The organism is Thermoplasmata archaeon, from assembly GCA_038851035.1.
Classification (GTDB): Archaea; Thermoplasmatota; DTKX01; order VGTL01; family VGTL01; genus JAWCLH01.
On the sequence record JAWCLH010000006.1, the window covers coordinates 95,759 to 115,012 of the forward strand.

Below are 19,254 nucleotides of genomic sequence, written 5' to 3' on the forward strand. Positions count from 1 at the left end.
ACTGGACCAAATCCGACCAACATTCAAACGAGGCAGAATCACTTCGGTCCCGCGGGCCATCCACGGAGCTGCCGCCCCACCTAGGACTAATCATATCCTGAACTGGAGCGTTGCGCTCTTTCCGTAGGAGACGACCACCTTAGCCCTGTGGTCCCCGGGTGAGAGGGTTATGTTGTGAATGACGATCTCGAGCACGGTCTCGCGGGACCAGCTCGCGGCCCCGTCGAGGAGGCTGAAGGTGAGATTCTCGGAGCGGGTGTAGTTTCCGTCGATGAAGACTTTGGTGCTGTTCTCGGCCAGAACGGTCTTCCCAACGTTCTTCACATACAGAACAAGGGTGCCGGTGGAGGAGTTGTAGGGCATGGCCGCAGGGTCGTTGATAATCACGACCCTAGTGTTCAGCTCGTTGACGCGGACGTCCGCCTGCTCTTTTATGTCCCCGGACATGCGAATCGCTGTGGTGGCGAAGATGCTCGCCACTGAGCTCGCCACAATCACCGCGGCGATGAAAAATATGATGTGGGAGGCAGAGGTGCCGGGCACTAGTAGCCCTCCAGCTGGGTCATAGAATCACCCCATACTGGGTCACGCCGTTCCCGGTTATGACGACGACGCGCTCACTCGCACTCGCGGTGATGTTCAGCTCGAGCCGCAGAAGCTCCGCGCTCGTCCAAATGGTCGTCTCCCTACCCCCGACCGTCGCGCTGGTCAGGCTCCTATTCACATAGGTCCCGTTGACGAGTACCGAGATGCCCGCGACCTCGAGCACAGTGCTACCAGTGTTGGTCAGATTCAGAACAACTGTGGAGCCGTTGAGGGTAGCGTTGTTCAGAACGAATCTCGTCCGGGCCCACTCCATCCTCTCCTCCGCGATCTCCTCGGCCCCCTGCATAAGCCTGTCGAGAGAGTAGAGCGCGGCGTCGACCATAGCGGCCGCGCCTATGAAGAACCCCACGGTGAGTATGGCGAAGCTAACGGAGACGCTGAGCCCCAAAGCTCACCACACCCCGCAGCGCTAGAGCCCGAAGAAGCCGTCCAGGCCCTTCCTCAGGTTGAGAACGTCCCTCTCAAGCTCTTCAAGCTTGCTCTTGTCGACTTCGGTGCCCCGAATTCTTTCGATGAAAATCAGGGTCTTGAGGTGGTCCTCCGGAGTCATCTTCCAGTCGTCCCCAAGTGGCACCGCGGGCTTCTTCGCCTCGGGGCCCGCCCCGACCTCGGTGACGGCTTCCTTGGAGTAAGCCATGACGACGTCCCCCTCTCTATCTTTGGGGGCCTCGTACGGGGCGTAGGTCCTCCCAGTGGCCCCTCCCACGGGGGCTCCTGGCCCGAACCGAATTCCCCGGATGACATCCATCACGTGCTGTTTAATTCCATCGCTTATCCAGCCAATTCTTACGTAGAAGCTTAGCAGCGATGGTATCTGCTCCCTCTTCACCTTAGAGAGCAGGAACTCAATCCACCTCATTAAAGCAATGAGGCACATCGAGTCGCTGCCGATCTGAGTGAGCCGGGCCACCCTGAGGGGCCTTTCGGGTCGCGGGGCAGCGGGCGCTCCGGGTGCGGCACCGGGAACCGGCGTTTCCATCGCCGGAGGAGCCGCTAGGCCCTCGGGCGTGGGGGCCAGTGGCGGTGGTGCGAGGGGGGCCTGCTCCACCGGAAGGAACTCCTCGCCCGCAGCGAGCTCCGGCGTGGGCTCAAAGAGGGCGTCGAACTCGGGCACCTCTTCCTTGGCAGCCTCTTCGACCGCAGGAGCGGCTTTGGCCGCCGCCTCCATCTCGATGAACGGGTTGACCTGGCTGGATATCAGGTCGTAGAGGGAGGTCAACTCTCTCATGTTCGCCTCAATGTGCGAAATGCTCTCCTTGACCTGGTTGATGTCGTTTCGAACAGCCTCAGTGAACTTGTCAATTGTGTCGATGCGCCGGATGGCCTCCTCGAGAGTCCTCTCGACACCATCGAGCCTCTCCATCGTGCTCTGGCTCGCGAGTTCGGGGGTCGGGGTGACGACCTGATAGGACTCTCCTGGCCTGGGGACGGCCTGGGGAGGAGGCATGGGGGCCATGGCCTGCGGGGGTCCGGGCGGCTGGGCAGCGGCGGAGACCTCCTGAAACTCATCCGCTCCCGGCGGCGCAGCTATCGGCCGGGCTGGAGGGGGAGCCGGAGGACCCCCGGGGCCAGTTCCGACGGGTATGGCCATAGCGCTTCCACCCTAGTCCGTGCCGCAGGATGTTGTGCTCACTGCATTGTCAAGTCGATGAACCTTTGTGAGCCGAAGGACAGGGGCGCTGTGAACTCCTCTTTCACGGTGAGTCCTGCAGAGAGTTCGAAGTAGAGGACCGCCGTCTCCCCGGGTCCTAGCTCGTCACCAATGCCGTTGGGCCCTGGCCTGAGGTCGATCGCAATGTAGATCATGTTATCGTTGAGGAGGAAGTACTGAGGCGGGGTGGCGGTTGGGTCCCACCCGTCGCCGGTGTCGCTGTTCTCATCATCCGCGCCGAATGCCGTGGTGGTTGGGACGGGCGGGTTGTTCGTTCTGTCCATCGGGAGCATTATCTCGACCGTGGGACCTATCCAGTGGACCTTCATCTTTGAGATGTCAACGCCTGGGTTCCCTTCCCATACCGTCACCCAGAGCTTGATCATCTCTATGTCCCCATAGGGAGGCCCGGCTCCGCCATAATCCCTGTCACCCGTGATATCCTGAATTTTGAGTCCGCCGCTGACTTCGCTGACCGCCGCATGCCCGCTCCTCTCGGCCGCGTCCTTGAGGGAGTAGGCGGTCTTGAGTATTACTGCCGAGGCGATCGCAGCCACAAGCACTAATGCGATGAACACGATCATGGTTCCGATGCCAATCGTTGCGCGCTTGGCCTTCTTCCAAGCGAGTTTCCGGGGGCTCTTCGCCATCCATTGCACCTCCACTTTTAACAATCCGTTCAGGCTATCCGTATATCCTAATAGAAGTATAAAAAACTTTGTCATTTACCTTGAAAAAACAATTTTTATCGATAGCCCGAGGCCACATCCTGAGTCCCCTTTACCCCATGGCCGCGCATCGCGCCACTAACATCGCGCTCCTCCCTTTCTGGCCGGGGGAGGTTGCTTCGGGTAGCTCGGAACATTTCACAACACTACATACTCCCGCGTGTTTATCTCAATTCCGCGGGAGGTGATGATGAATGGGTGGATGCCGGTGTCGTGGCGGCCGAACCGCATCTTCTGGACGGAGACCGTCCTCAGGAACTCGCCTTTTATATTTCTGAAGTTGAGCGAGATGTGCGAGTCGGTCAGGAAATGCTCCACGCCGAACATTACGGCGTTCGAGGCGCCCACGGTCTCCGTCACAAGAAGAGATGTCAGCTTCTTCTCCCGCAGGAAGCGGCCGAATGTGAAAAGCTCTTTTCTGAACACCTCTGCCGACTCATACATCAGCCCTATGGCCGCCACGGAATCAACAGCCAGCCTCCGGATGCCCCTCTTTTCGACCATGTGCCCCACCACCTCCCTCAGTGTCCGGAAGCCGACGAAGCCCCTGTCCAGCTCCTCCTGGGCGTCGCTCTCGGAGCTGAGCCATTCCATGTCCATCCGGTTGGCCCTTCCCTTCTCTCTGAGGAGGTCCATCCCGGCCAGACTCGCAGGCGCTTCCCGGACCTTTCCAAGCTCCTTTGTGAACCACCCGAGGTCTGCAATGATCAAGTCGCCATCGGTCTCATAGAGCTCGGGCTTGAGGCCGAGCGACTTCATTGCCCTTACAAGACTTTCGTGGCTCTCCTCCAAGGTAATGTAGAGGCCGGGCTCGCCGTACTTTTCAACCCCCTCGTATATGAAGTGAATGCAAAACAGGCTCCTTCCGCTTCCGGGCGGTCCGCTAACCAAATTGACGGTCTCAACGGGAAATCCCCCATTGAGAAGGGCGTCGAGGCCCTCTACTCCCGTCGGAACTCTGCCCTCCGCCATCATTTCACCACCTTCTTCACCTTCTTGAGCCTCCGTGGGCCATTGGGAGCAGAATCGGTAGGCCTCCTCGCACCCTCCCCACCCCCTTTCTCCTCCGCGCCTCTCCCCTCCCTGCCCTCCGCCCTCTCCGCTCCCTCAGTTGTCTCCCCCCCGGGACCCGTCTCTGGAGCCTCCCCGCTGTCAGGCTCGGCCTCGCGCCTCCGCTTCATCTGGATGTTGAGCGCCTTGAGCCTCTGGAAAACGCCCTCCGCGGTGATGGTCCCCGAGTTCAGGTAGTCCTCGAGGATGCTGACGTCGTGCCCCTCTCTCTTCCATTGCTCCAGTCTCTCGCGAAGCTCAACGATTTTCTCAGGGTCGAGGCTCGCCTCTCGCCTCGTTACCTGAGGACCTTCCACTAGGGCCTCATCAATCAGGTGTCTCCCGCATTCCATGTCCTCTCGGTCTTCCGTGCCCACCTCCTTTCTCGCCCCTCGTCGGCTCTCCTCCCTCCTCAGCCACTCCTCAAGGGCCGGAAGGGCGTCGAGGTCCCTCAGCCGGCTGAGGATTGGAACGGAGGTCGGGTCGATTCCCATTTTCGCCGCCATCCGCTCGACGTTCTTCAGCCTCTCTATGCACGCCTCTACCTTCTTACACTCTTCAGCGAGCCGGTCGAAGGGGAGGTCCAAGAGCTCTTCCATGCGCTGGCCATGGTAGCCCTCCGATATCCACGCGGCGACTTTGTCGGCGAGGAACTCCCTCTCCTTCCTCGCCTCCTCCCTCCTCCGGAGTTCGGCCTGGTGGCGCTCCCTTATTCTTTCCCTCAGCGCGGCGACGGCTTTCTCGGCTTGGTCGAGCGTTTCGGGGTTTCTGGCGAGACGCCTCACATTATCAACTTCTTCCCGGAACTCTGGGCTGTCAAAATGGTCCAGAATTCTCTCAATGTCGCGTCCCCTCTCGAGCTTCACCCTGAACGCCATGACGGCCTTCCGGAGCTCCTCTATCCTCGCGCCCGCGAGAGCCTCTAGGTGCTCGACATTGTGCCCGGCCTGCCTCCAGGCCTCAATCTGCTCGACCATCGCGATTCTCTGGAGCTCCTCGGCATCCCTTAGCTCCCTCTCTCTTCTCTCCCTGCGCGCTATTTTCTCGCGCAGCTCTGCGATCTCCCTTTGGGCCTCCGGCAGCTCGGAGATGTCTCGCAGCATCTCCCGAATTCTGTTCACCTGCTCTCTGAAGCCGGGGCGGTCCAGCGCCTCCAACTCCTTCCTCAGTGTTCGAGCGGTGCTTACGGCCTCCTCGAACTTTCTGAAGGCCGCCCCGATTTCCTCAACGCTCTTCCCGAGGCTCTCCTCCAGCGGCTCGACATGGAAGCCCTCGTCGAGCCAGCCCGTCATCTTCACCATCAGCTCCTGCTTGAGCCTCCTCCTCTCCTCTTGCGCCCTGACCGCCTCCGCTCTCCTCTTCCCTATGTTCAGCTCGAGCTCGGAGAGCCTGTCCCTGGCCTCCCCCACCCTCTCCGTGTCCTTCAGCATCGCTTCTATGGCACGCGCCTCCTCCTCGAACCCGCTCGTGTCTATTGACCTGAGCTCCTCCTCCAGCTCCTTAAGCTTCTGTACTTTGATTTTGAATATCAGGAACTCTTTTTTGGCGGTTTCTATGTCGCCCTCAATAACACCCTCGAGCGTGGAGACATCGTACCCCTGGGACCGCCACTCCTCCATTCTCTTGCGGAGCTCCGCCCTCCTCCTTTTAACGCTCATTTTCTGGGTGACTAGTTGTCTAAGCCTCTCCACCCCCGCCTCCGCCTCGCTGAGTCTGTTCAAGTCGAATGTGGCCCTCTCAACCCTTTCCGCCTCCTCCCTCAGCTCGGAAGTGTCCATCGCCCGAATCTCGCCTTGTAGCTCTTGGGCTCTCTGAATTCGCATCCCCAGGACGGCCATCTCCTTCCGAAGCACCTCAATGTCCCCATCCCTGAAGGGGTCCAGGGCTGAGACGTCGAACCCCATGCGTCTCCATTCCTCAAGCTTTTCCACGAGCTCGCGCCTCCTCCTCCTCTCCTCCTCCGCTTTTCTCTGCCTCTCCTCTTCCGCCCTCCTTATCTTCTCCCGCAGCTCGCTCACGCGGGCCTCGACCTCGTCCTGTTTGGAGATGTCCCAGGACATCTCTTTGAGCTGCTCGACCTCTGCCTCGAACCCGGTCGCATCGAGCTCCTCCAAGCTCTTTCTTAGCGCCTCGAGCTTTCGGAGGGCGCTCTCGACCCTCCTGAACTCCTCCTTGACGCTCTCTATGTCGCCGGCCGTCACTTTGTCCAGCCACCCCTCGATGCCGTATCGGTATCCCTCCTCCACCCATCCTAGTAGCTTTTCCACAATCCTCTGTTTCTCCTTTTTCTCCTCCTCCTTGATGCGCAAGAGCTCCTCCTTCTTGGCCTCGAGGCGGCTCCTCACGGCGATTATGCCCGCCTCGACTTCTGCAATCGTAGCCACGTCGATTGTTCTGGTTTTCGCAAGAAGCTTCTCCACCGTCTCTTCAACGCCTTCGCGCGGGAGGGCCCTAAGCTCCGCCTCGAGGTCCTGCATCCTCCGGAGCTGAATTCGGAACATCACCCACTCCCTCTTGAGCGCCTCATCGTCCCTCCCCATCGCCTCCTTCAGCCTGGTGACGTCATAGCCCCTCTCCTCCAGCTCCGCTATCTTCGTCTGGAGCTCCGCCCTCCACCTCCGGCTCTCCTCAGCCCTCTTCTCCCTCTCCCTCCTGAGCCTCTGCACCTTCAGCTGGAGGCGGACAAGCTTCTCCTCTCCGGCGTGTAGGCGCTCCGGATTGAGGAGCATCTTGCGCACCAGCCCTATCTCACCCTCGAACTCCTTCTCCTTTATCTGATTCAGCTCCTCAAGAAGCTCCTTTGCTCTCGCTATGGCTCTTTCGTACTCCTCAATAGTCTTCAGAAGCGTCTGCGTGTCGGTGGCGTTTATCCGGGCCTCATCAAGGGGGAGCTGAAAGCCCTCAGAGCTCCAGGCTCGGACCTTTTCCAGAGCCCTTTCCATCACCCGCCTCTCTCTCTCGCTCTTGAGCTGCTGCTCCCTCCTGTGCTTCTCTATCTTCAGCCTGAGGCGGAGCAGAGCCTCCTCTGCCTCCTGTGCCCTTGTGGGGGCGTGGAGGAGTGCCTCAACCTCAGACCTCTCGGCATCGAAGCCTGAGGTCTCGAGGGCGGAGAGCTCTTCCTCGCATACCTTTAGCCGCCCTATGCCCTCCTCGATCTGCCTTGCCGCCCTCTCTGCAAGCTCCAGGTCTCCCCCGAGCGCCTCCTGGAGAGACGAGACCTCGTAGCCCTCCGCCCTCCATCTCTCCATGCGAGACCTCAGCTCGCCCCTCCGCCTTTCCTCTTCCCTTTTTCTCCGCTCGGCCTCCTTCCTCCTCTTCTCCGTCTGGACCTGGAGCTCCATCAGCGCGCTCTCCGCCTCCGCCGCCAGCCAAGGGTTCCGGAGCATCCTCCTGACCCTCTCCGCCTGCTCACCGCCTATCATGCCCTCCAGCCCCCGGAACTCCTCCTGAAGCTCCCTAAGCTTCTCGATTCCCCTCTCAGCGGTCTCGACCGCGTGGCGGGCCTCAGGCGCCCCGGAATCGAGAAGGGAGGTGAGGCGGTCCACCTCGAACCCCTCCGACCTCCAACTGGCGACCTTTCTCCTCAGCTCCTCGACGCTCTGCGCTCCTTGCAGCTCCCTTTCCGGCATAGGCACAACCTACTCTCTTTGCTTATTGGCTTTCTTGACAGCTCCACCGCCGTGCTCGCTCCCCTCCCCCCCACTCCCCTTGAGCGACCTTTTTATCCCCTTCCACGTCGCTTCAAGGCCTTTAATCTTCTTTTGCTTTTCGAACTCCTCAAGAGCCTTCCGCAGCTCCGCAACACCCAGCGCCATCGCGCGCTCAAGGGCCGAGACGTCCTCCCCGCTCTCCTTGAGTGCGGCGACCCTCGCGGCGAGCTCCCTCATCTCAGCACTCCTGGCCTCCAGCGTCGCCTCGGCCCTCTGCCTGAACTCCCTGAACGCCTTCTCGGCCTGCGGGAGCTTGAGAGGGTCCTGGAGGAGCCTCTCCACGGTCTCCGCCCCCGGAACGTCCTCGATTCCTCTTGTCAGGAGCTCGTGGAACTCCATGCGGAGCTCCTCGGTCCTGAACAGAGCGTTCTCGAAGTCCGCGAATCTGGCCTCGGCCGACTTCAGGTCTCCGGCGAGGGCCGCGCGAAGGGCGTCGACGTTGTAGCCGAAAGCGGACCACTCCGCAAGCCTCTCCTCGAGCCGCTTCCGGACTGCCGCTGCCCTCTCGGCCTCCAGCCTCCGCGCCTCATCCAGCTCCCTCCTCCTGGCGGCTTCCTTCCTCTCTCTCTCGAGCCTCTCTCGGAGGCCCCTAATCCCCTCTTCTATTTCTTTTATTTTATCGACATCGTTAAGCTTCGACTTCAATGAGAGAACCTCAGCCTCGAGACCCGCTGCGTCGAGCGCATCGAGCTCCTTCTCGAGCTCCCCAAGCCTCCTCACATCCGCCTCGAACCTCTCGAACTCTGCTGGCGCCTCTTCGATAGGGCCCTCGAGCGCCCTCTCCAGCCGTTTCACAACGAGACCCTTCGCCGCCCAAGCCAGGAGCCTCTCCCCCAGCTCGGCTCTGAGTCTTCGCCGGACCGAGCGGCGCTCGGCCCTCTCCCTTCTCCTCTGCTCCGCGGCGCTCATTAGCTTCTCGGCGCGCTCGTGGAGCTTCTCGATACCATCAAGGCTCGAGACCCGCTGCCTGAGCTCCGAGGCCTCGCTCTCGTGGCCCAGCGCTTCGAGGAGCTCTAGCCGGGCCTTTAGATGCTCTGCGGCCGCGACCCTAAGCTTGAAGAGAATCAGCTCTTGCGACGCCCTGTCCAGGTCGCCCTCAAGGTTTTTCTCTAGGTGCTCAGTGGAATAGCCCTTCTGCTTCCATTCCCTGATGGCCGCGCGCATCGCGGCCCTTCTCTCCTCCTCCTTCTTCCTTCGGCTTATCTCGAGCTTGAGGGCCTCGTGCAGGCTGCGGACCTGCGCGACCTTGTCGGGGTCGTTGAGCATGCTCCTGATGTAATTGAGATCCCTCTCGTGGCCCCTCGTGTCCAGAACCTCGAGCGCTGAGGCCAGCTTCGAGAGCTGCTCGATGTCCTTGTCCAGGCGCTCGACCTCGGCCCTCAGGCTCTCCGGGTCAGCCCTGAGAGCGCTCTCGAGCCTCCTGAGCTGATAGCCCGACTGGATCCATTCAGCGAGCTTTTTGTGGAGCTCCAGCTCCCGCTCGAGCTCCCTGCCCTTCTCCCTCCCCCGGGCGAGGGCTTCCTCTTCGAAGTCGAGCCTGAGCTCCAGAATTCTCTTCTCGAGCTCGGGCAGCTTCGAGAAGTCCCTCATCTCTTGCTGAATTCTGGCGGCCTCGGCGGCGTGCTTCCCGTGCAGGAGGGGCTCGAGCAGCGCCAGCAGCTCGTCGTGGAGCTGGAGGTCGAGCCTGAACTTGATAATCGCACGCCTGAGCGAGGGCAGGTCCCCGCCAAGCGCGGCCTCGAGCTCCGATGTTTGGAGCCCGCTCCTCTTCCACTCCTCCACCTGCCTCCTGTAGCCCTCCCTCTCCCTCTCCTCTGCCCTCGCCCTCTCGACCCCGTGCCTCAGCCTCAGCAGGTCTCTCCTGCACTCCTCGAGGCGGCGCGGGTCTCTCATCCGCTCCCTTAGCTCTCGGGCCTCCCTCTCGAAACCCTTCACATCCATCCCCTCGAGCTGGGCGATGAAGCCGCCCATCACCTCCGCGTTCGCCTCGAGGGACTGCAGCTCGCGCTCGGCGAAGCGCAGGTCCTTGTCCATGAGGCCTTCGATGCCCTCGACCAGAAAACCCCTAGCCCTCAGCGCCTCTACCCTCTCCGTCAGTGCCCTCCTCTCGCGGGCCACCCTCGAGTGGAGGCGGAGGTGCTCCTTGAACCTGGCGACCTCCTCCTCGGCCTCTCTCACGCGATGAACGTCGGTGAGCTTTGCCTCCAGGGCAGCCACCTCTTCAGGAAAATCGGACGCGCCGGGTGCGGAGAGCTCCTCCCTGAGCTCGATGAGCCTCCGAGCCCCTTCCTCGAACTCCCGGAAGGCGGCCTCAGCTTCCTCCAAGCCGCCCTCCAGCGCCCTCTCGAGCTCATGGACGTCGATTCCGTGGGAGTGCCACCAGAACATCTTTTCGGAGAGCGCTGCCCGCCTCCTCTGCTCCTCCTCCTTCCTCGCCCTCTCCTCCTCGCGCACGAGCTCGAGTTCTTCCCTCATATCTTTCAGGGAACTCTCGAGCTCGGGAATTCGCTCGACGTCCTTCAGGAGAGGCTTGAGCGCCGCCCTTTTCTTCTCCAGCGCCGGGACATTGATTGCGGCTAGCTCCTCGCCGAGCTCCCTGAGCCTCTGGAGCTGGACCCTGAAGAGCACGAAGGCCCGGCGGGCCTCCTCAATGTCTCCCTCGAGAGCCCTCTCGAGCGGCGCGACGTTATAGCCCTCGGCTCTCCACCTCTCAATCGCTTCCCGGAACTCTTTCCTCCTCTCCTCGTCACCGGGGGCGGGAGTGGGGCCGGTCTCCCTCCCAAGAGCTGGCGCGGCCGCCCCAGCACCTGCCACCCCAACCGCTCCCGCTCCTTCCCCTCCCATCGGCGGCGCCTTCCCCTCCCGCGCCTCCGCCCCCTCCGCAGCACCCTGAATCTGTAACTCACCATGGCCTTCCCTCTCCGCTCCCCCCACTTCCGCGCCCCCTGCAACACCGCCGGCAGCCGCCTCCTCCCCTCCCCCCTCCTCCATTTGGATTTCAATTATCTCCTCCTCCCCCCCGGCTACTTCCGCCCCTCCCGGCCCGCAAGACTCCGGGCTCAACCCAGCCCCAGTCCTCGCGCCCTCACCCCCCCTCTCCACGGCCGAGGCCTTCGTCGTAGTGACGCCGGCCTCCCGGGCTTCTGCATCGCGGGCTCTAGCCTCCTTCAGCGCCTGGAACTTCTGTCGGAGCCTTTTCATGGCCTCCTCGACCTCCGGAAGAAGCTCCGGGTTCCTCGCCATGTCCTGAATTCTCGCAGCCTCGACCTCCACCCCGGTCAAGTCCATGATTCTCAGGTCGCTCCTGACGTCCTGGAGCGCCTCAACCGCCCTTTTATATCGCTCCCACACTTCCTTAGCTCTCGCGGGCGGGCCCCTGAGTGCCTCCTCAAGCGCGTCCACGATATAGCCCTGGGACCGCCAAGCCGCGGCATCGCTCCTGATTTTCTCCAGGAGCTCCGGCTCTGTCATCTCCTCCGCAGGCAGAGGCCGCTCGCTCTCCACCACAAGCGCCGCGCCCTCGGGCCTCAGAACTTTCAGCTTCCCCCTCAGGAGCGGGCCCCTGACCCGGACCGTCACCCTCCCGCCCTCTGCCTCCTGAATCTCTACGCTCGAGTTGAAGCTCAGCCGAATCGCTGCTTTCTCCGGGTCCCTCTCTTCTTCCATGAGGAAGAGCGCTGTCATCGCCCTTTTTCTGAATTTGAGGATGGTCACGGCGACGAAGTTGAAAACCGTCTCTATCGCGACCGTGGCGAGGGCTCTCGGGAGAATGTCCACGAAAGCTCGCGGGGAGCCGCCCTGCGGCAGCTCCTGCAGCGCCATGTTGATGGCGGCCCCGACATGCGGGAGCTCCATCGGGAGCCTCTTCACCGAGCCCTCGTCCTCCAGGTCTTCGATGCGCCTCTCCCTGAATGTGTGCCAATCCAGAATCTGCAGGAGCCCGAGCTCCTCGGACCTTGCGGTGTCCAGCCCCTCGACCATCATCAGCCGCCTGAACTCCTCAGGCGGGCGGGCGAGCACAACGAGCGCCGCTTCGCCTCTCTCGAGACCCTCCTTTATGAATCTGAGGCACATCCTCTCCTTGAGCTGGCCTTGCCCCTCGACGAGAATGGAAGAGCCCCTCGGGAGCCGCTCCCCCAGCCACTCGACCGCTCCCGTGAACCGGGACGCGAGCTCGTCGGCCCCGGCCGCGACCTCGCCCGTCTCCTGGCCCTCCCCGGCCTCCGTCGCCCCGGCCTCCCCCTTCGCGCCGGCTCCCTCTTCCGCTCTGCCCACGGGGAGCGAGACCGCCGCGCCCTCGCCACCCTCCCCGGCCGCCTCCCCGGGCTCTCTCTCGAGGTGGAGCTTAGGCAGGAAGCGGTTCAAGCCGAGCACCCCGCCGGGCATGACCTCCTCGAGGTACCTACGCACCGGTCCCCGGAGCCTCTCCGCCGCCGCCGAGGGCCCGGTGAACATGTCCAGAATCCAGTAGATCGCGCCGAGAATCACGCACACCGCCGCCAGACCGGTGTCGCCCTCTGGAAATCCGTCGGCGAGCGAAACCTTCCCCTCGCTGATGCTCACCATCGAGAGGGCTGGGTACTTTTCCGCTAGGCGGTCGAGATGACCCTTGAGCCTCCTTGTGCTGACGAGGTCGATGTTGGCCTCCACGACCCTCTGGAGGAGACCCTCCCAGACACGAGCCCTCTCACTCATTGATGCAGCTCCGCGGCCTGACGACCACTCCGCCCGTGTTTAGATATGCAACAAAGTAGTTTAAAGGTTGTGCGGGGGCGGACCCGAAGAATAGATATCCCTATAGGCCGATTAGTGCTCGCATGGACTTCGGCATCGTCGCGAAGCCGGGCCTCCTCAGAGCCATCGAGGCCTCGAGAAGAGTGCTCAACTTCCTGAGGGGGCGCAGGGGGGTGGGCAGGGTTCAGGTCGAGGCCTCGCTGGCGCGCGGGCTGAGAACGGAGGGCGTGCCGCTCCAAAGAATGAGGGCGGATGTTATCGTCACAATTGGCGGGGACGGAACCGTTCTCAAGGCGCTTCAGGAGGCTAGGGGGAGGGTTTTCGCGGTCAACGCAGGCGTACTCGGGTTCCTCACGGAGGTCCCGATTGATGGTGTCATACCGGGCCTGAAAAGAATTCTGAGGGGCGAGTACATCGTCGAGAGGAGGCTCCGGCTGAGGACCGACCTCGACGGCAGGAGGCTCCCCGACTCGACCAACGAGGCCGTGGTCCACACCTCTGCGACCTCGAAGATGAGGCACTACAGAATCTTCCTCTCGGACCAGCTCGTCGACGACGTGCGCGCGGACGGCGTCATCGTCGCCACGCCGACCGGCTCGACATGCTACGCAATGAGCGCTGGCGGCCCGATTCTCGACCCCTCGGTCGCCGCGTTCGTAATAGTGCCACTCGCTCCCTTCAAGCTCTCCTCTCGCGCCTTCGTCGTTCCCTCAGACAGGCGAATCTCTGTAGCCCTGATGGACGACAAACCCTCGACCCTAGTGCTCGACGGCCAACACGAGACCCCCCTCCCGCCCGGCTCGAGGGTCGAGTTCTCCGCTTCGGAGAGCCCTGCCGAGTTCATCCGTTTTGCCCCGGACTTCTACGCAAGACTTCGCGAGAAGCTCTCGCACGACCCGTGCATCGAGAGGTGAGGATGGGAAAAATGGATGAGGAGGGGAGTAGGGAAAGGCGACCGGGAGGTGGAGGGAGGGCGGGGCGGGAGGGGGGGCCGCTGGAGGGGAGGGAAGGAGCGGGGGGCGAGCGGTAGCAGGGGCGCAGGAGGTGGGAAGGAGTGAGGGTCTTGGGATTCAGGAGCGAGAGAAGGAGGGAGGCGGGAAAGGATGCTCCGGCGACGCGGATAAAAAGAGCGGTGCTGGAGCTGATTCTGGAGGCGTCGAAGGAGAGCCACCCCAACGAATTCGCGGGACAGCTCCGGGCGCGTGGGGGAACGATACACGAGCTCACGATGCTCCCCGGAACAATGCAGGGACGGACCAGCGCCTTAGTCAACCTCTGGATGCTCCCGATAGACTACAGCGTAGTCGGCTCGGTCCACAGCCACCCCTCCGGGAGCCGCGAGCCCTCCGAAGAGGACCTCGAGTTCTTCAGAAAGTTCGGAAGCGTCCACATAATCGTCGGGAGCCCCTACACCCTGAGCTCCTGGAGGGCCTACGACTACAGCGGGGCTCCGGTGCGCCTCGAGATTGTGGAGTGAGCGGCTATTTTATCGCTGTGCCGCAGTTGGGGCAGGCGAGCCAGTCATCCTCGAGGGGCTCGCCGCAGGTTGGGCAGGTGGGGACCTCACGAATCGGAATATGGATACCGACCCCCGTGCCGCAGGTCGGGCACGCCCTCCAGCCCTCCTCCAGAGGCTCGCCGCAGGTGGCGCACTTCATCACCGGCGCCGGACCCTTCACTTGGCCAGTTTTGGGGGCGCTGAGGGCCCCTATCGCCGCCGCCTCCGCCCTCACCCCCGCTTCTACTTTCTCGAGCTCGGCCGTCTCCCTCTCGACGCACTCCTCGCACAGAATTCCAGCAGCGGGGCTCGCCCCGCCGCACGAGGGGCACCTCGCCTCCTCCTTCGCCGGCGGATGGGGCTCCGGTGGAGCCTCGGCGGGGGCTGGGGCCGGCGGGGATGCCGTGGGGACCGGGGCGGGTGCCGTGGATGGCGCCTCGGGCGCGGTTGTGAGCCCCTCAGGGGGACCAGACGGCGGGGTCTCTGCCTCAATTAGAGCCGGCGCCCCCGCCTCGACTGCAGGGCCCTCTTCCCCTGCAGCGCGCCCCGCTGCCACTCTGCGCCGACGCGTCACCGCCCATACCACCGCCAATACCACGACAGCAGCCAAGCCAGCGAGAGCGCCTGCGAGGGCAGCCGGAAATGCCCTCGCCTCAGGCGCCGGTCTGGCCTTGACAAATATCGTCCTCTCCGAGGGGCTTCCGTCGGGAACCACGATGTCTTCGCGCGGGTCAATGACGGCCCTGAAGGTATGGTTGCCCCCCTCCGCTATCCACACGTAGAGTACTTCCGCTGTTTCCCCAGGGTCGACTCTGGCCACCTCCAGTCCAGCCAGTGGCGCGCCGTCCATGAGAAGTTTGACGCGGACACCTGTCGCGGGAGCGTCGCCGGTGTTGTAAATCTGTAAGGTGATGTTCACCTGAGCCCCCTTGTACGCTCTCGCCAGCGGCTCGAAGCGTATATCCTTCACCCAGAGGACCGGGGCAGTTATTGTTATGTTGACCGAGGCGTAGGAGCTGACGAGTCTGTCCCTGAGCCTAAGGGTCACCTGATAAAGACCGGGGCGGGTGAACCTGTGCGAAACCTCCGGACCGGAGGCCGTCTTCCCATCGGCAAAGTCCCAGGAGAAAGACAGGATGTTGTTGTCATTGGAGTCCGGGTCCCAGCTCTCTCCCGCGCGGAAGCGCACGATGCTCCCCAGGCGGAAGCGGCTGCCATTCTCGGGCTCCGAGATCACGGGAATCGGTGGCCTGTTGGCGTCGCGGACCGTTAGCTCCCAGGTGTGAGAGGCCGCCAGACCGCCTGGGTCCCTGACCACCGCTTTTACAGTATAAGGCGAGCCCTCGGCGGAGCCCTCGCCCTCGTAGGCAGCGGCGAAGGAGAAGCTCGTGCTTCCCTGACCCCTGACCGGCTCGTCGTCGATGAGCCACTGGACGGAGAGCGGGTCCATGTCCGGGTCGAAGGGGGAGATGGAGAAGCTGATCTCCTTCCCTTCGTAGACCTCGACCGCGTCGTCGCGAGGGGACCAGATGTTGATCTCCGGGGGCCGGTTCACATTGATGACATTGACCGACCAGTTTCTCTCCGCGCGCCCCAGCTCGCGATCGGTGACGGCCACCTTCACACGGTGGAGGCCGCTGGAGTTGTGGTCCGGCTGATAAATGAACTGATCCCTGTCCCTGAAGGCCCCCATCACCATATCGTCGACGAACCAGAGCACGGTCATCCTGTCCCCATCGGGGTCGAGCTTTTCGATGGAGAAATAAGCCTCGGCCCCCTCTTGTACCTCGAGCTCTTCGGTATCGGGGAGGGCGACGACAATAACGGGCGGTCTGTTGGTGTTCTCAACGGTCAGGTTCCAGGAGTGGAGTACAGGCAGCTCGCAACCACCGAGGTAGGAATCCTGGATAGAGACTTCCACCTTGTACCTCCCGGCAGAGAGTTCCCCATCGTAGGAAGTAAGCAGGGGCAGCTCCGACCTATGCGAGCCGGGCCCCTTGAGTAGGGAGCTCTTCCTGACGCTGCCGTTGACGCTCCAGTTCACCCTGAGCTCGTCTCCGACGTCCAGATTCTCGTCTGTCACATTGACGCTGAAGACCAGATTCTCCCCCTCGTGAATGACGGGGTCGTTGGTGGGATAATAGGAGAGAATCTCGGGCGCGAAGTTCCTCTCCCGGACCTCGATTGTGACTCGGGTCAGGTTGCTCAGACCCTCCGAATCCACCACCTCGAGGGTGACGGTGTACCGGCCGACTCTGGAGTAGGTGTGGTGGACGACCTTCCCCGTCTCCCTGGCTCCATCCCCAAAGTCCCAAGTGAAGGTCACGGCTTTGGCGCTGTCATAGGTTGTGTCGCTGGCGTCGAACTCGATTTCCTCGTCGAGAAAGAACTTCTCGCCTTCCGCGGGGGCTTTGATTCGGGCTAGCGGGGCCTGTGCGAGGGCGAAGAGGGCCCACGGGCCCGCAATGCCGCTGTAGTTCCACGGCAGCGCTCCCCTCCGTGTCTGGGTGTCGGGGTTGGCGTCGCCGTTGCCGTCCCGTATCAGGATATTGACGCCGAAGAGGGTGTCCTTGCCCGGTGTGAGGCCCAACGACCTCTGATAGTCTATCGAGTACTCGTAAAACCTATGCCCCGAGAAGCCGGCCCTCATCTGGTCGGTGTGCTCGTAGCCGTAGGCGTCCCTCCACATCACAGGGTAGCCGCTGGGGCCGTCGATGTTTATCCAACCGGCGTAGTTGGTGTTCCAGCCGAATATCTGGGCCCAGCGGTCCCTACAGGGACCGCCGTAGGTGAGGGGGAGAACCACGTCCTCGGGGAGGCCGGTGGGGTTGGTGTAGGTGATTACTCCGTCATTGTCCCCGTCGATACATATTAAAGCCAGCTCCGCCTCGCTCTGGAGGGTGTCGGCGCTGGTGTCCGATGGAACATCCAGGCCTATGAAGAGCCTGTGGCCCCCGGTGTCAAATCCGATGTACATCATGCACTGACCCCCGCCTACGGACACATCCAGCGCGCTAGCCCTCGACCACTCCCCGGAGCCCCAGCTCCCGTCCACATTGGGGGCCGGGCTGAGTTTGTTAATGTAGACCGGCAGAGTTTCGCGGGCCCCGGTCTCCTTACTCGGAGCGAGGTCATGGGTGATAAGCGCGGGGATGGGCAGCGAGGGGGTGAGGATCAGGAGCGCCACCATGATTAGCCCCGGCGCTCTTGCACTAAATTTCATCGTGAATAACAATATTTGAAAAGTATATAGATATTATGGTATTGAATATAATAATCAATCAAGCGCTCGAGCCCGGGTCAGAGAAGCGCGCTCACGCGCGTTCAGGCTTCGTCGGGCCTCATTCCCCGAGCATCGTCTCCGCCACATAGCGGGCCTTTCTGACGTACCTTTCGCCTTTTTCATAGTTTCCGTTGCGGGTGAACGCCCGAGCCAGATCCAGAAGATTCCAGCCTTTTCTAGCATCAATGCCTCTGCCCTCAACTTCGCGCAGAAGCTTCGTGACCTCCTCGATTTCGTGGAGAAGGGCCCTCTTGCGCTCCTCGGGTGGAATCACCGGCGGCTCTCCTCTCTCCTCCCTAACCACCCGCGGTCCTGAGGAGCTCCGGGCTCTGCGTCCACCACCGGGGATTTTCGCCTCGCAGTGGGGGCAGAGACTCCACTCGGCCAGTACTTCCCTTCCGCAGGAGGGGCACCGGCCGGTCCAGAGCTCGGCCCTCTTCTCGATAGGGGTCTCACAGCTCGGACATGTCTTCCACCCCGGCTCGATTCTCTCGCCGCAGCCGCGGCAGAACTCCTGCGGAGTTTTCCCGGATAGCCCAGTGGATGAGCCGCAAAGGGGGCACGTGAGAGAGCTTTCAGAAACTCCCTCACCGCATACCTGGCACCGAGCGGCCGAACCCGGAAATCTCCGTATGGCCCCGGTGCGCGCGGGGCCTTTCTCCGAGAAGGGGGGGCCGATGAGCGATGGGACCGTGGCCGCCTCCTCCATCGCCTCGAGGTAGCTGCCTTGCCTGAGGAAGGCTAGCGCCCTCGCCAGAGCCCTGCGGGCCACGGCTGTATTTCGACCATCTTTCTCGGCCGCCGATATCTCGGCCTCGCAGCGCGCCACGAGCTCCTGAGCCTCTTTCTGCTCGGCCTCGAGCTGACGGGCCTTCTCCTCTGCCTTCGCACACAGCTGGAGCACATCCTCGAGCGCTCGGAGGGCTAGGGCGGACCTCGCCTGATAAATATATCTCTCGGCCTCCAAAACCTCCACGCCTTTCAGCCGGAGGGAGGTGACGAGTTCTGCGGCCCGGTTCACCCTCTCCTCGGCCTCACAGGTCTGGCAGGGCCCCCCGGGTCCCGACAGCTCCGTCCCGCACTTTGGACATTTCTCCGAGCCCCGGGCCACATCTTCACTGCCGAAGCGCACCGCGTTCGAGTCCAGCTTTTCCTTTTCGCTGGGGGCTGGCCCTTCATTCCCCCGGACGGGCTCTGCGGAGCCGTTCCGGTCCGGCTCGCTCAGGCCGGCTCCCGCCTGAGCCCCGGGCGACCCTGATGCTCTCTCCCCTTCCGGCTCTGGGCCAGCCTCCGCCCCGTGGCCCTCCGCCCTGCCACCGGCTCCTCCGCCGACCTTCATCGGTTGCCTGCCCGGAATGTATATTTTTAATCTCTGGCCCCTGAATGGAGGCCTTGGCTCCTTCCGCCGCCTGACCTCCCCTTTCTTGGGCTTGGGCGCGTCGGGGGGCACGCGCGAGCCTCCCCCCTCCAGCACGCTGACCCCGCTTCCCGGACCCGACTTTTTTCTCAACCCCGCAATGCCCGCGACCGTCGCGGCGGTGAGCACGGCCACTGCCAGAGCCGCGGCCAGTAGAAGCAGCACCGTCTCCCAGCTCAGGCCTGATCCCTCCTCGCCCTTGAGAGATGGGGGCTGCCTGTCTGCCAAGCGATATTCTTTTCATCATCTAATCTTGGCATTTAACAATCAACCCACTTTTCCTGAAATATATTTTACGGTCCGGCCCCTGGCATGTGGAGTCCTGAATTAAGTTCCTCTCGTTGATTTGAGTTCATGTCCCGGACCCCCTCTCTACCGTGAATCCCTCTTCCAATAGATAGGCAGGGGCATATCTGGCAACCATCTTGATATTCTCCCTGATGAACGCCCTTCTCTTTGCAGGCCACATCTTCCTGATGAACGCCTGGAACGGCGTCTCGCACTCCTCGAGCCTGAGGCTCCAGTGCGGCCTTCTGTAGTTATAGTAGCTCACTGCCCTCTCAAGCCCCCCGAAGTG

The 19,254-nt window shown here is 62.5% G+C and carries 13 protein-coding genes; 3 read left to right on the plus strand and 10 right to left on the minus strand.

Annotated elements, in window-relative coordinates:
* Window positions 1-90: 90 nt before the first annotated feature.
* From QW379_03380 to QW379_03410, 7 genes are all read right to left on the minus strand, one after another.
* Complete coding sequence (locus QW379_03380) at window positions 91-543, minus strand: flagellar protein G (protein ID MEM2869449.1); 453 nt, start codon at window positions 541-543, stop codon at window positions 91-93.
* A 19-nt stretch (window positions 544-562) separates the two neighbouring features.
* Window positions 563-994: a hypothetical protein gene (locus QW379_03385; GenBank protein MEM2869450.1), complete on the minus strand. Its 432-nt coding sequence runs from the start codon at window positions 992-994 to the stop codon at window positions 563-565.
* Window positions 995-1,015: 21 nt separating this feature from the next.
* The gene (locus QW379_03390; GenBank protein MEM2869451.1) at window positions 1,016-2,197 is read right to left on the minus strand and encodes a FlaD/FlaE family flagellar protein; all 1,182 of its coding nucleotides are present in this window, start codon (window positions 2,195-2,197) and stop codon (window positions 1,016-1,018) included.
* Window positions 2,198-2,235: 38 nt separating this feature from the next.
* Window positions 2,236-2,907 (minus strand): hypothetical protein, encoded by a 672-nt coding sequence (locus tag QW379_03395; GenBank protein MEM2869452.1) that lies wholly within the window; start codon window positions 2,905-2,907, stop codon window positions 2,236-2,238.
* A 216-nt stretch (window positions 2,908-3,123) separates the two neighbouring features.
* Window positions 3,124-3,960, minus strand: coding sequence for an ATPase domain-containing protein (locus tag QW379_03400; GenBank protein MEM2869453.1), 837 nt, complete (start codon window positions 3,958-3,960; stop codon window positions 3,124-3,126).
* On the minus strand, window positions 3,957-7,670 hold the full coding sequence (locus QW379_03405) for a hypothetical protein (protein MEM2869454.1): 3,714 nt from the start codon (window positions 7,668-7,670) through the stop codon (window positions 3,957-3,959). Before QW379_03405 ends, QW379_03400 begins: the two co-directional genes overlap by 4 nt.
* 3 nt (window positions 7,671-7,673) lie before the next feature.
* Window positions 7,674-12,440: an ATPase domain-containing protein gene (locus tag QW379_03410; GenBank protein MEM2869455.1), complete on the minus strand. Its 4,767-nt coding sequence runs from the start codon at window positions 12,438-12,440 to the stop codon at window positions 7,674-7,676.
* A 122-nt stretch (window positions 12,441-12,562) separates the two neighbouring features.
* Between QW379_03410 and QW379_03415 the strand changes: the two genes are divergently transcribed.
* From QW379_03415 to QW379_03425, 3 genes are read left to right on the plus strand one after another with little or no spacing between them, the layout of a single operon-like run.
* Entirely contained in the window at window positions 12,563-13,393 is an 831-nt protein-coding gene (locus tag QW379_03415; protein ID MEM2869456.1) for an NAD(+)/NADH kinase, read from the plus strand.
* A gap of 15 nt (window positions 13,394-13,408) precedes the next feature.
* Window positions 13,409-13,537, plus strand: a complete 129-nt coding sequence (locus QW379_03420) for a hypothetical protein (protein ID MEM2869457.1) — start codon at window positions 13,409-13,411, stop codon at window positions 13,535-13,537.
* Window positions 13,534-13,956, plus strand: a complete 423-nt coding sequence (locus QW379_03425; GenBank protein ID MEM2869458.1) for a Mov34/MPN/PAD-1 family protein — start codon at window positions 13,534-13,536, stop codon at window positions 13,954-13,956. The genes QW379_03420 and QW379_03425 overlap by 4 nt, the downstream gene beginning before the upstream one ends.
* A gap of 4 nt (window positions 13,957-13,960) precedes the next feature.
* Here the strand turns inward: QW379_03425 and QW379_03430 are convergent, their stop codons facing one another.
* From QW379_03430 to QW379_03440, 3 genes are all read right to left on the minus strand, one after another.
* A complete protein-coding gene (locus tag QW379_03430) occupies window positions 13,961-17,200 on the minus strand; it encodes a PKD domain-containing protein (GenBank protein MEM2869459.1) in 3,240 nt (1,079 codons plus the stop codon).
* A gap of 118 nt (window positions 17,201-17,318) precedes the next feature.
* Window positions 17,319-18,905, minus strand: coding sequence for a zinc ribbon domain-containing protein (locus QW379_03435; protein MEM2869460.1), 1,587 nt, complete (start codon window positions 18,903-18,905; stop codon window positions 17,319-17,321).
* 124 nt (window positions 18,906-19,029) lie between these two features.
* The coding region (locus tag QW379_03440; protein MEM2869461.1) for a hypothetical protein at window positions 19,030-19,254 on the minus strand (225 nt) is incomplete at its 5' end.